This window comes from [Clostridium] celerecrescens 18A (genome assembly GCF_002797975.1).
Lineage (GTDB): Bacteria > Bacillota > Clostridia > Lachnospirales > Lachnospiraceae > Lacrimispora > Lacrimispora celerecrescens.
In genome coordinates, this window is sequence record NZ_PGET01000001.1 from 2090328 (window position 1) to 2104248 (window position 13921).

General features: G+C 44.4%; 12 protein-coding genes. 1 reads left to right on the forward strand and 11 read right to left on the reverse strand.

The window, feature by feature from the left end; all coding sequences use genetic code 11:
• Positions 1-63: 63 nt before the first annotated feature.
• The 7 genes from H171_RS09790 to H171_RS09820 all read right to left on the reverse strand — a co-directional run bounded on the left by H171_RS09790 (position 64) and on the right by H171_RS09820 (position 6543).
• Positions 64-789, reverse strand: coding sequence for a DinB family protein (locus H171_RS09790; RefSeq protein WP_100304967.1), 726 nt, complete (start codon positions 787-789; stop codon positions 64-66).
• Between the two features lie 54 nt (positions 790-843).
• Complete coding sequence (locus H171_RS09795) at positions 844-1206, reverse strand: MmcQ/YjbR family DNA-binding protein (RefSeq protein WP_100304968.1); 363 nt, start codon at positions 1204-1206, stop codon at positions 844-846.
• A gap of 22 nt (positions 1207-1228) precedes the next feature.
• The gene (locus tag H171_RS09800) at positions 1229-1642 is read right to left on the reverse strand and encodes a DUF3788 domain-containing protein (RefSeq protein ID WP_100304969.1); all 414 of its coding nucleotides are present in this window, start codon (positions 1640-1642) and stop codon (positions 1229-1231) included.
• A 198-nt stretch (positions 1643-1840) separates the two neighbouring features.
• Complete coding sequence (locus tag H171_RS09805; protein WP_100304970.1) at positions 1841-2350, reverse strand: hypothetical protein; 510 nt, start codon at positions 2348-2350, stop codon at positions 1841-1843.
• A 10-nt stretch (positions 2351-2360) separates the two neighbouring features.
• Complete coding sequence (locus H171_RS09810) at positions 2361-2996, reverse strand: hypothetical protein (RefSeq protein ID WP_100304971.1); 636 nt, start codon at positions 2994-2996, stop codon at positions 2361-2363.
• A gap of 1 nt (position 2997) precedes the next feature.
• The gene (locus H171_RS09815; protein WP_100304972.1) at positions 2998-5121 is read right to left on the reverse strand and encodes a hydantoinase/oxoprolinase family protein; all 2124 of its coding nucleotides are present in this window, start codon (positions 5119-5121) and stop codon (positions 2998-3000) included.
• A gap of 111 nt (positions 5122-5232) precedes the next feature.
• Positions 5233-6543 (reverse strand): citrate transporter, encoded by a 1311-nt coding sequence (locus H171_RS09820; protein WP_100304973.1) that lies wholly within the window; start codon positions 6541-6543, stop codon positions 5233-5235.
• A 395-nt stretch (positions 6544-6938) separates the two neighbouring features.
• Here H171_RS09820 and H171_RS09825 point away from each other — a divergent pair, with 395 nt between their 5' ends.
• Complete coding sequence (locus H171_RS09825; protein WP_100304974.1) at positions 6939-8066, forward strand: LacI family DNA-binding transcriptional regulator; 1128 nt, start codon at positions 6939-6941, stop codon at positions 8064-8066.
• Between the two features lie 331 nt (positions 8067-8397).
• Here H171_RS09825 and H171_RS09830 read toward each other — a convergent pair whose 3' ends face one another.
• From H171_RS09830 to H171_RS09845, 4 genes are all read right to left on the reverse strand, one after another.
• The gene (locus tag H171_RS09830; protein WP_100304975.1) at positions 8398-8757 is read right to left on the reverse strand and encodes a heavy-metal-associated domain-containing protein; all 360 of its coding nucleotides are present in this window, start codon (positions 8755-8757) and stop codon (positions 8398-8400) included.
• Between the two features lie 310 nt (positions 8758-9067).
• Positions 9068-12091: a glycoside hydrolase family 2 TIM barrel-domain containing protein gene (locus tag H171_RS09835; protein ID WP_100304976.1), complete on the reverse strand. Its 3024-nt coding sequence runs from the start codon at positions 12089-12091 to the stop codon at positions 9068-9070.
• Between the two features lie 90 nt (positions 12092-12181).
• Positions 12182-13015, reverse strand: a complete 834-nt coding sequence (locus H171_RS09840) for a carbohydrate ABC transporter permease (RefSeq protein ID WP_100304977.1) — start codon at positions 13013-13015, stop codon at positions 12182-12184.
• A gap of 1 nt (position 13016) precedes the next feature.
• Positions 13017-13907, reverse strand: a complete 891-nt coding sequence (locus tag H171_RS09845; protein WP_100304978.1) for a carbohydrate ABC transporter permease — start codon at positions 13905-13907, stop codon at positions 13017-13019.
• Positions 13908-13921: the final 14 nt, after the last annotated feature.

Genomic DNA, 13921 nt, shown 5'->3' on the forward strand with positions numbered 1-13921 from the left:
AAGATTTTTTGGTATTTTCAGTAAATAAAAAAACCGCAGTTCATCGAGACTGCGGTCAAAAACTTATAGAAGCAGCTCCTGATTAGAGCCGTCACTCATCCCATGATACCGCTTCTTCGTCCGAATATATTCCTTCCACTTACAGCAGTCATTTAGATGAAGCATGATATGGCGGGTAGGCGGCATCAGCAAAATCCCTGCAACGTCCTTTTTACCCCAAAAATCCAGAAGCCAAACGGAATCTTCCTGTTTTGTCACTCCGCCTTCTGAAAGAATTTTATCAAGCCCTGATGACGGAACTTTCGTTCTCATATCGGCTGATGATAAATTTTTAACTATATTCCTGGTTCTGATTCCGACCTCGTTCCGGTAATGAAGCAGCTCTGTAACATTAATTTTCCGGCTTAGGTCCATGATCTCGCCGTCTGACAGGGAATTGCCGGTGTCAGTGATTGGAGAGTTCATTCTTTGTTTCCAACCGTCATCAAAGAGCTGGTTCCCGCCTCCCACCAGGATCCCCATGGTCAGATCTTCGATCCTGGCAATATGCCATAAAACCCATGCTATGGTTTCATCCTTTCCAGTTGGCATGATGGCGTATTCATCTGCTTTTAGATCTCCAAGAAGTCTGTCCACTTCATTTTCTACCCCTTCCGATACTTCTGAAAGGTGAAGTTCCCTGTGCAGGTTTAAAAAGAGAGCTTTCGCCTGCTCGATTTCATCTTCCTTACGGATTATTTTATTTAATGCCTTATGCGCATCGCTTAAACCTTCTCCAAAATATTTCATATGTGTTCCACCTGTATTCCCCACTTTGCTTACTGGTGAATCCTATAGAAATGTTCACTCTCCCAGCAATTCACTTTGTTTCTTCTTCGTCAGCCCGGCTAATACCAGACGGTATGATTTTTCCAGTAAATCCTTCAGCAAATCATCAGGAACGTTTCCATCTGCTTTTATGGAATTCCAGTGAACCTTATTCATATAATAGCCGGGGATGATATCCTCATACTGCTGCCTTAAAAACTGGCCTTCTACCGGTTCCAGCTTTAATGTGATCAAAAAGTCCCTACCCTGGTCATCTTTGCACACCGCCGCAAACATCTTATCACCAAGAAGATATCTGGTCCAATTCCATTCCTCCTTGAAATCACTGGATACACCTTTCATTGATTTCAAATATTCATCAATCCACTGATACCTCATATATTTCCTCCGAATCATTTTATTACTTTTTATTGGGCCTTCTTTTTATCTTTAACAGCTGCATCATATCATCGAATAGCGATTGATCCTTTATCATAAACATGATCCATTTTCCATCGTGGTATGTCGTTGATTCATCATACACCTTCTGGACTTCCGGGGAATAGTTCTGCCTTTCCCGATCAAAGGTTTCCCGTTCCGCTTGTCCCAGAATTACCATAAATCCAAAGCAGTCCTCTTTGGCATACAACGCGCAAAGGGTTTTCCCGCCTCTGCGGTATTTGTACTCATACTTCCACCTTTTTCCACCGCTGTTCCACTGACGCTCCATATCATACTTCTCTTCAATTCTTTCACAAAGGCTTTTCCATAGTTCGAATAAAGTCTCCCCTATCAGGGAGGTCATTTCTTCTTGCGATGGTATCTTTTCCAGCATATTATCCCCCTCTTTCAACAAGTTTTCCGTGCATAGGTTATCGGTGCATCCATTCGCTTTGCCGTTTTCTCCACAGTCATTACACTGTCCAGAACCTCTTTAAAATGCTTTTAATTTCTTGTTACTACTGTCAAAGAACATTGAAACCTCATAGTTGCTCCTTTATTAAGAAATTATACCAAGTCACTAGCTCGGCGGCTAGTCCTTTAAGCAATTTTTTTTAAGATACTTGACAGTTTCATTCATTTGCCGCCTCTCCCCACCCAGTATGATTTTAACTGAGCTGGTTTCTACGGACCACCGTTTTCCAGTCAGAGCTGTGATTTTAGTAATATCCTGATACAGGATCTGTCTCTTCCTCCCAAATATGTCAAATGCGCTGATGCCAGTTAGAGTAAGCACATAGCATTTAACTAGGGAATATAACATGAGAAATGAACCCAGCAAAAGGCTTACAAGCAGGAAAATCACTGTATTAACAACGGCATTTCTGCTGGTAAATAGCCGGCTGCCATCTGCAAAGCTCCAATAAAGCAGGACCATGGCTTCGCCCCATAGCGCAGCCCCCAATACAGCGGTAAAAAGAGTCTCACGCAAAACAAGCACGTCTTTCGTTATTTTCCTGTACCGTCTTTTTCCAACAACCACAAAGGTGGCTGATACAATTGCAAAAGCAACAAAAGCAATGAGGTATAATACAGCATTCATAATAATCTCCCTATAAAAAATTTACATTATGCAAAAGCAACAAATCCAGAATGCAGGGATGCACATTTAAAGCAAGCAGATCCCGTGCGAAAGCCATGGCAGCTATTTCAGACAGCGCAGACACTCTGACCTGAAGCTTCAACTTCCCAAAGGCTGTAATTCTTATGCGGCTTATGCCGTCTGTAAGCTTGCCTTCATAATCAAGAAAATGAAAAAACTCATGTGCCAAAATCACCTGCTCAGCCAAAGAACAGTTGTAGGAACTGGTATGAGCGTTGTCCGAAAACACCCCCAGACGTTCCTTTTCCAGTAACTGCTGTACTTTTGATACACGTTCTTCATAAACAGTAATCCGATCAGGCTCTTCAAATTCTGCAAACAGATAAGGACGAAGCTGCTTTAAGGGATCGTCCAGAACCTTTTCTATCCGACATCCAGCTGCTTCAATCAGGTTTTTAATTGAAACAGCCGAATGTCCTGAAATGATTCTTCTGGATGCGGATATCCCGATCCAAGCGGCAGCCTGTGCAGACTGTTCTCTTAATTCAGGTTCTATTCTGCGGCAAAGCCGGTCATGGCTCCATAAATATTCATGCCAGACCCGATCAGATATATCTGCAAAATAACGATCCAGATAACCCTTCATATTACATCTCGCTTCTGGCACCAATCAAAATCACGTTTTCCTCAGGAGCCAGACCGACAAATTCTGTCCCCATAATGATTTTCAATTGCTCCAGGCTTATCGTGTTGGCAAAATCCAGGACTTTGCCTTCTATGCACAGGTAGAGATCCGGCGTCCTTTCCATCTCATTTTTATAAGAAAGCATGGAATTCCACATTTTTTCCACTTCTTCTTCCCATACTTCTCCTGTAAATGTCACCGCTTTCGCATCACCTCTTTGTACCTTGATAAAACCTTTCTTATCAAGAAGGCGGAGCTGCGTCTTTTGATTTTTTACGGCGGTAAATACATAGAACAGATCATTAGATATGGGGCATTCCAAATCAGATTCCGTCAAATTCATGGAAGCCGCCGCCAGCGTTCTCGCTTCTTTTTCATCACAGGCCTTTAAAAGGTCAGTTGTTTGTACTTCTGTGGAACCTAAGGCAATGGCCGTAATCTTATTGGTCTGGGGGTCAATTTCTATCTGCACTTCTATAGAATCTGGCACGGCTCCACTCTTTATGGCAAGGGTCTTGGCTTCTTTTTTGATATCCACGATATCCGCACCGGTAGGATTGGGCACGACCCGTTCTACCACATCCCGGACCATAGCTAAGGCCACGCCTATGGATGATATGACTTCCGCATATTCGGGTATAGAATAATTAAGCTTCATCGTCTCAGCGGTAAACGGCAGTAAGGCAGACGCACCGCCGCCACAGCCAACCAAAGAGATCTGTTCTGCTTCGATTTTATATTTTTCGGCAAATCCGGTAATGACCGGAGCGACCTTTTCGCATGATTTTGCCAAAATCTGGCGTGCGCATTCTTCTATGGAGACACCTAAATAATCCGCCAAAGGCTTCATACAAATGCGTGCAGATTCTACATTTCCCTGGCTGTAATCTCCATCCTTTACATACCCTAAAATGTTAGCAGCGCAAGAATTGGTTATGGTCACCCGTTCTCCGCTCGCCAGCCTGATTCGCACATAATCCGCAGGATCTCCTGCTTTCGGTGCAAAAAACTCCAGTTCGGGTTCATCAATTTCCTCCTGCGGAGTATAAACGGCATATTTCGCACCTGCTATGTGGGCGCTTCGCGGCCCCACATCCACCAACTTCCCGTTTGCAGCTCTTACCATCGATCCCCCTGCAACTCCGAGAACCGTTACATCCAATGAATTGACATAGGTCCGGTGTCCTCCAACTACGGCATACTCCACAGCCGGACGTCCATTTTTAATAACACCTATGTTTGTAGAAGTGCCTCCTACTTCAAAGTAAATACCATTGGATGCCCTAAGATACATTAAGGCTCCGATAACGCTGGCTGCCGGACCGGAAAGCATGGTCAAGACCGGTCTCTTTTTCATTTCGCCAATATCCATGACACCTCCGTCGCCGCGCATAATCATCAGGGGGACGTTGATTCCTGAGCTATGTACGGCGCTTTCAGTGGAATTGGCTGTATTCATCATTTTGGGCAGGATGGAAGCATTGATGGCGGCGGTACGGGTTCTGCTGGTCAGGCCGTAAAGCTTTGATATATCAGAGGCGATTGATACCATCATGCCATTTTTCTCCGCATATACCCGTACTCTCTCCTCATCATCGTTAGAATCAACGCCAAACGCCTGTGATGCTACCAAAACCTGCGCCCCTCCATCCCGCAATTGTTCCACCGCACCTTCTATACCTTTATCATCGGCTTTCTTTACCGGAAGATAGGTATGGTTTATTTCTATCTTCCGCCCTGTACCCAGATCAATATCCGGCACAGCGGACTGCTTCTTTGACAAAATGCCTCCAAGGCCTCCGGGTCCCATTCCCAGTATTCCAACCTTTGCCACATCGCCCTCCAGCAGCGCATTGGTCGCCTGGGTCGTGGAATGTGCGATGAATACTACATCATCCGGCTTGATGCCATTTGCAGTCAGACAATTCTTAAAACATTCGATTACACCAGCTGCCACCCCCAGTTCATGGTCATGGCTGGTCATGACAATGCTTTGTCCAACGATCTCATGAGTGGCATTATCGATGGCAACAGCCTTCGTATGGGTGCCGCCCACATCGATACCAACTCTTATTTCTCTGCTCATATGAAACAATCCTCCAATCAATCATGAGGCAGGTATTTTCCCTTTCTCTGGTAATTTCCTGCTTTACATATGCTGTGCCTTCCACTATTGGAGGCATTTTAATTCATTCGACTACACAAACATAAAGTAAGCAACCATCTCCAAAACCAATGCTGCAACCAGTGCGTAAGGCAGGCAGGTCTTAAAATACTGTTTCAAATCTGTCTTGGTGTAGCTGATTGCCCACAGACACCAGGACTGGGTAGGACAAATAGAACCGTTAATGGTCGTGGCCGGTACCATGAACAGCGGGAACAAGATCATTGGTGTAAACACACCACCGATTGCCTGGAACATTGCAAGCGTAGCTGCTCCTGCTCCCCATACCGTCAAAGGTCCGCGGAACAGTGCCATCACAGAAAACAAGCCGAATATAACAAAAAGAATCAGAAGATTAGAAGGCAGCACAGGCTGTATAATCGGTGCCAGCAAAGGCGCACAAACTTTTGCAGAACGCAGGAACATCTGTAAAAAGAATAGGAATGCAAACACCAGTGCTACATCGGTCACACCGTCATGGAATGTTTTTTGTACCATATCCCCTATGTCTTTCATGTTCTTTAGATTGCCGGTAAAGACCAGTGCCCAAAGCACTGCGACCAATATGGCGGTAATTGGCTTAAAGTTTAAGAACACAGACAGACAAACAGGAATCACCGGAGTCAGTAGTGCCAGTGCTCCTACCTTTTTCTCACCCTGTTCGGATTTCGCTGCCCATGCGTGTTTTTGGGCGGTTCCTCTGCTGCTAACTAAGATCATCAGGACAACAGCCAGCATCTGAATACCAAAAGCAATAAACCCATAGGTTTTCCAGGTAGGAATCGTTATGTCAAATTCTGGAATCAAAGCGCCTACCTGCTTTAACCAACCATTATTTAAATACAGTCCGGCTCCCACGCTCATCAAAAAGGAGGCCGAAGCCAGATGAGTGGAGATTCCAAGAGATAGTAAAATAGGAAAAATGATTACGCCAATAGCAACCACTGAACCGGCACCATAGGCTGAAGTAAAAATTAAGCTTGTTACTATAGAAAGAAGGATACAGGTAAGAGCAGGCTTATCGCCGCCCCATTCTACTGCTGTTCGAATCAGGGTTCTGGCTATTCCCGTATCCACCAGAATTCGCCCAAACCAGGAACCAAAAATAATAATGGCAGCCGTAGATCCCCATAGTTCAGGTCCCTGCTCAAAAATACCATTATTAATATCAATCATGCCCTCCGTGGTACTGGACCAGACTGTCACTCCAGCGATGGCACCTAATCCTGCCCATAATACTGCCATCACGAAGAAACCAATCATGAGGTTTCCACCCTTTGCGGCATATATGGCAAATACCACATATGTAATCAGTAACAAAATACCTACTACCGTGTTCATCATTCTCTTTCCTCCTCAATTAGTTTAGATACCGGTTAACAAGTGCCTTATCATAATGAGCTGTTTTTCTACGCATTGGGATATTTGACTATTTTTATATTGTAAAGCCAAAAATATTTAACATTTACCACAATATCACAGAGATATTCACTCATTGCATTATTTATACTGAATATTTTTTTTAATTACAAGGAAAATTATGTAAAAATAATTATTTTGTGAAAAGAGCTTTAGAAACCGGTTTCTAAATTATGCAATTTTTACAACACATACCTATATATTTTAATAAATAATGTTTCCGAAACTTGACTTTAAAAGAAAACAAACTATAATAAAACTAAAGAAAACGGTTTCTCAAACTAATTCTATCTTATTTATTACAAAAGGAGGAGCAAGCATTGCCCGAACGATCACTGACCATTCAGGATATAGCAAACTTAGCTGGGGTATCGAAAGCAACTGTCTCACGATATTTAAACGGTAAATATGAATATATGTCCCTTCAGACAAAAGAGAGAATTGAACATATTATTGAAGCCACAGGATATCAACCGAATCATCTGGCTCGCACCTTGAAAAGCAAACGAAGCATGATGGCCGGCATCGTGGTTGCAGATATCGGCAGCCCTTTTACTTCGGCTGCCGTCAGAAGCATTGGTATTTCCTTACGTGAAAAAGGTTACGGAATCATCACTGCAAGCAGTGATAACAATTATGAACTGGAAAAAGAATATCTGCGCTCTCTTATGGCGCAGCAGGTAGACGGTCTTATTGTAAATACCACGATGCGCCATAATCCATATCTGATTAGACTGGCAAACGACGGGGTTCCCGTGGTACTGTTAGATCGCAGCATTGATAATTATATGTTTGACATGGCATATATTTCAAATCAGAATCCTTTAGTCCATGCCATCGAGCATTTAAAAGAGGAGGGATATGGGCGCATTGCTCTATTTACACAACCCTTTGATCATGTCTTCCCCCGTGCCGCAAGACAGGAGGCTTTTCTGGAAAAAATGAGAGATATGGGCGAAAACGACCCTTCTAAATCCGTATATGTATCCGATATATCAGATTTGGATTCCATTGCGAATCAGGTGTATGCATTTTATCAGGCAGGGGAACGGGATGTGACTCCTTCGGCCATCATAGCGGCCAACGGCATGATGTTAATGACATGCGCTCAGGCAATCCTTTCACTGGGAATTCCCATGCCTCATGGGATAGGTCTTATGGGCTATGACGACTGGGGAAAGCTCAGTGAGCTTGGTTGGGCATCCATGGCAGGGGGAGGACTTACAACTATGGCGCCCTCTATCAATCAATTGGGGGAAATGGCAGCAGAGTTTCTATTGGAACGCATGATGGAGGCAAATTCTTCCAAGCGTACTTATCAGGTGGAAGCTCCCTTAATCCGGCGCGGCAGCACCGCCCATGGACGCAATGACCGTGACTTAAACATCGGCTCGCCCAAGCCTCCCTATTGGGCAATCAATGACACACAGGGCAAGTGGTGGGTGTAGACGGACTGAACTTTCCTCGTTCTCATCAAGATTCTGGACCGAATATCCATTTATTCTTGTACCGTGAAGCTATGACTGCATACTCCAGCAAATGATCCTCGACAGAATCATAAAATGTTACTTTTATCATCAGATCCCCTCCTATCTGATATCAACTTATCATGTATGAAAAGGAAAAACAATCTATTTTTTATATAAATTAGGTCTATAAAAATAAAAAAGCAGCAGGTAATCATGGAATCAAAATAAAACCATCTTTGCCCGCCGCTTACTGCTATCAATTTTTTCATATATCTTATGACTTGTTTAACCTATCATAAAGTCAATGCATTTATTTGATCTTCCCGGGAGTATATCCAGCTTTTCTCACCATCTCTTTCAGCTCATCCTCCGGCATCTGCGCTTTCATATGTATGACTGCCAGTTTTTTCTTCAGATCCACGGAAGCATATAATCCTTCCCGGCTATTAAACTCATTCTCCACTCTCTTTTTGCAATTCCCGCAGGTCATTCCTTCTACTTCCAAGGTTCGGGTATAAGGATAATGGGATATATTTTTATCAACAGCTTTAATTTTCTTCACTTCGCTGCCGCCGCTTCCGCAGCAGCCATATTTCGTCCTATTTATAGTGCTTCTTAATCCAAAGTAGCAAAGTACAATTAAAATCGCACAAATAATTGCAGTAGACATATGTAACCTCCTCTGTCCTTTTTCTTCATTTTATACACGAATGCATCAATGAGATATGACTTCCTATCCGCTTGATGCCTGGTAAAGCGGAGTATGCTTCTCATGAACTCAAGATTGAAAGATTATTTCTTTCAGCAGACCATTCTGCATGAAGCTGAATTGGCAATCCAACCATTCTTATTATAATACAATATCAGAAAAAAAGGACAGGATTACCTGATTATTTTTATCAACAACTATAATTTTTCTCTAAAATAAAAGCGGCAGACCGTAAGAGTTTTCTCAACCTTCTGCCGCCTGCCGCCTTCATTTATGATCTTCTTTTAATACTAAATTCTGTTACATGCTCTTCTTCCCCGCTTATACAGTACTCCCGGTGAACCGGCGCACCCCAGCTGTCATCACCGCCGATGCCTCTCATGGCGCCTAAAATGTTCACTACCGTATATCTAGGTACCGGAAGCTCCTCTCTGTGGGTAGCCGCTTCCAGTTCTTCCGCCGTATAGGGAAGTACGGAAGCGTCAAACGCCTGACCTGCCGAGCAAAAACTAATGGAATGCCCCTCCATATCCGATACCTTAAGCCAGCGGACTCCGGTCCTGTTGCCGCACTCCTGAGGCACCAGATAACGGGAAAGGTTGTTATCTGGAGTATCTTCAAAGATTCCCAGCCTCGCTCCTTCATTCCTGTCGCAGTAGTTTTCCTCAGGACCTCTTCCATACCAGGTGAATTTCTTAGCAGCTTCCGGTGTGATGAGCCTCATTCCAAAGGCAGGAAGCTCTGGCAATCCCTTTTGCCCCCGGAATACGGCCCTTACATGAATCGCTCCACTTCCATCTATTTCGTAGGTCACCTCTGTTGATACCTTGGGAACAGTAGAAAACTCATAGGTGTAGGTCACCTTTATGCTTCCTTCCTTCTCTTCCACCGCACAATTCACATAATAAGGGAACCTGCCTGCTCCATACCACACAGAACTTGCCGCGGAAAACTTATTTCCTTTATCATTATCCGTAGTCGCCCTCCAGTACACAGGCATCATCGGTCTTCCGACCCATTCTTTTCCGTCGTAAACCAGGGAAACGATACCGCCTTCCTGCTTGGAGAACAGAATCCGGAAACCATCTCCCATAACCCCGATGTTGACGTCACCATGAATTACTTTCAAAGGTTGTCTGCAGCAGTTCTCCTGCTGCCCTTCTAAGACTGAGACCGCCTCGCCAAAGGCTGTTTCATAGCCGGAATCTGCCCATAAGGTATCATTTTTAAGGAGAGCTGAAACCTGGTAGACATATTCCCCAGGCTCTGTGAAATCCGGTACCGGGATGGTTTCATACCTTGTATCCAAAGGCTTCACCGATGCATCAAAGCTATTCTGATAAACCGGTTCCCCGTCTTTTAAAACCGAATATACAAACTCAAGATCAGAGGTATCTGTAAATAACCTTCTGTTTTCTATGGATACGCCTTTGGAGTCAGGAATCATGCGGATATCCTGATACAGGTATTTGACCTCCTGAGCCTTTGGAGAGATGGTCCTGTCTGCATAAACGATCCCGTTTCCGCAGAAGCTGTAATCCGTGGGCCTGTCGCCAAAATCCCCGCCATATGTCATATGCTCCTTGCCATAAGTGTCCTTTTTCATCAGAGACTGATCAATATAATCCCAGATAAAGCCGCCCTGATACATCTCATACCTGTCTTCCAGATCCGTGTATTTTTTCATCCCGCCAAGGGAATTGCCCATGGCGTGCATGTATTCACAAAGGATAAAAGGCTTCCCCGGATCTGCATTTAAATATTCCTCTACCTCTAATGGTTTGGCATACATCCGGCTTTCCATATCGCTGGTACGGTCAAATTCCCGGTTCCAGAACACGCCCTCATAGTGAACCAGCCTGGAAGGATCCCTCTCTTTGAAAAACTCTGACATAGCCAGTATGTCCTCTCCTGCATAGGATTCATTGCCGCAGGACCAGATCAGCACACTGGGATGGTTTTTATCCCGTTCCAGCACTGACTTTGCCCGGTCCACCACGCAGTCCTTCCATTCAGGCAGGCTTCCGGGCACATTCCAGGATGGTTCGCAGGCTCCCATCTTCTGCCAGGAACCATGGCTTTCTAAATTCGCCTCATCAATGAGGTAAATCCCATATTCATCACAAAGCTCATACCACTGGCTCTGATCCGGATAATGACAGGTCCTGACCGCATTGATGTTGTGGCGCTTCATAAACCGGATATCCCACATCATATCCTCTTTTGTAATGGAGCGGCCTTTTCTTACATTGAATTCATGGCGGTTGATTCCCCGGAACACGATTCGCTTTCCGTTTAAGCACATCAGCCGGTCTTTCATTTCAAAACGGCGGAATCCCACCTTTTGAGGAACGATCTCATTCACATTTCCCTGCTCATCGTACAAGATGATGGTGAGTTCATACCGGTATGGATCCTCGCCGCTCCATAGGTGGGCATTGGATATGCAAGCGGAGAATTCCACTTCCTTCTTTGCCGGAATGGGTTCCCAGGAGGCAACTGTTTCCCCTGCCTTGTCCTTTAATACAGCACGGATACTTCCCTTTATTTCTCCTGTAAGGGTCAGTTCTGCACGGAACAGTCCATCCCGGTAGTCATCGGATACGTCCCCATGAATGAATAAATCCTCCACATGGCATTCCGGAACCGCATATAAATACACCTCCCGGAAAATCCCGGAGAACCGGAAGAAATCCTGATCCTCGATCCAGCTGGCGCTGCTTCTTTTATAAACCTCCACAGCGAGGCGGTTGGATCCTGGCCGGACAGCATCCGTAATCTCAAACTCAGAAGGAGTAAAGGAATCTTCCGAATAGCCGATAAAGGTTCCGTTCAGCCAGACATAAAAGGCCGTTTCCACTCCCTGAAAGGACAGGAACAGTCGTTTCCCTTTTAGCGACTTCTCCAGCTCAAACTCCCTTATGTAGCTTCCTACCGGATTATTCTGCCAGTCAATATGGGGAGGCCTTATGTCAGACAGGCCATCCCAAGGGTACATGGTATTGATATACTGGCATCCTCCATATCCCTGAAGCTCCATATGTCCCGGAACCTCAATGGTGCCAAAGCTGTCCAGATTAAAATCACTTTTGTAGAAATGTTCTTTCCGCTCCGCAGGACTTTCTGCATAGGAAAATTTCCATGTTCCATTTAAGGATTGGCGTTGTCCCATAATCCCCCTTAGAGCTTCTGCTTCCGTTTTATAATAGCAGTGATCGGAATGGGCAGCCAGACGGTTTACCGCGAAAACTCGCGGATCCTCCAGCCATTCCAGTTTTGCGGTCTTCTGATCCATTGAAAGAAACCTCCTTCTATAAATATTAAGTCCATTATAATCCACCACTTTCAAAGAATCCATGGCATTTCTTACGATTTCCTATATCTTTTATTCTTTCACCGCTCCGGCAGCGATTCCTGCCAGAATGTATTTCTGGAAGAAAATATAAATAAGGATCGTCGGCAGCATGATAATGATGATACCTGCCGCCAGCTTCTGCCACGACCCCTGCTGGGCATTGGCATAATTCATCAAAAAGGTGGTTAACGTGCGAAGCTTGTTCTTTGGCATATATAAGTATGGAATATACATATCATTGATGATAGTAATTGCCTTGATGATCACCACGGTAGCTGTGGCAGGCGCCAACAGAGGAAATATGATCCTCGTAAACAGACCGAAATATGAACAGCCGTCCAGGAGCGCGCTTTCATCAAGAGACACCGGAAGGGTAGAAATGAACTGCCGGTAAATATAAAGCTGCATCAGATCCGATGCCACATAGATCACGATGGGCGCCCCAAGAGTATTGTATAGACCGATGCCGTTAATGATTTTAAATCTGGCAATTTCCGTTACAAAGCTAGGAATCAGCATGCCCAGGAAAAAAAGGCTCATAATTACTTTTTTTAGCTTAAACTCAAATCGCTCCAGAATAAACGCGGTTATGGTTCCAAACAGCACATTAAACAGAATACTGACTGCAAGTATGATGCCCGTATTCTTAAAACCAATCAGAAGATATTTATCTCCCACCACCTTTTGAAAGTTTGAGAAAGTGATCCTTTCCATGGGTGGCAAAAGCAGGGGAGAGGTATTCACCATATCCGCCTTTGTCTTGAAAGCTGCAAACAGGGTCAGAAGGATCGGCGCCAGAACGATCAGGACCATTCCCATACAAATGACCTGTTTTAAGCCCTGTTCCATTGTACGTCTTTTCATCTTATTTTCTTCCCCCCTTCAAAATACCGTGAATGATTTTGTTCTGAACCAGATAAATGACAACGATCATGACCATAATCGCCACCGCCATGGTGGAAGCAAGGCCGAAGTTGCTGTATTTAAAGGCCGTATCAATGGTATAGAGCGTAAAGGTGGAGGAGGCATATCCCGGTCCTCCGCTGGTCATGACATAGGGGATATCAAATACCTGAAGAGCACCCCGGATGTTATCGAAAAGGACAAAATCCACCATGAGCATAATAGACGGTATCTGAATGTACTTGAACATTTGCCACGCGTTTGCTCCATCCACTCTGGCTGCTTCCTGTACATCCTGTGGAAGAGACTGGAGGGCCGCCATAAAAAGGATGACATGGTACCCGGAAAATCTCCACAGGGAGACAAAGGCCAGCACGAAATTGACGATCTTAGGGTCGGACAGCCAGTTTCTTATCAGACTCTCCAGATGAAATAAGGTTAATATCTCATCAAATGCTCCATTTATAGGAGAAAAGAAATAGGAAAAGGCATAGGAAATTGCAACTCCGTTGATGATATACGGCATAAAAACCATGGTTTTATAAAATTTAGACGCCCTAAGCCTTGAGGTTAACAGCACTGCAAACATCAGTTCAATGGGAATGAATATCAGATGTCCGAAAAAATACACCCCATTGTTGCGGAGGGACAGCCATAAGTCCCTGTTCCGGAACATGGCTGTATAATTGCCAAAACCAATTTGATCATAGGTTTTGGAGTATCCATCCCAGTTTGTAAAGCTCATGCGGATTAAGTCAAAGGCGGGAAACACCACAAATCCGATAAGCAGTGCCATAGGAACGACAAGGGCGCATACAATAAACACTTTTTTCTGTTTTTCCAGAGAATTCATAGATACCTCCTGAT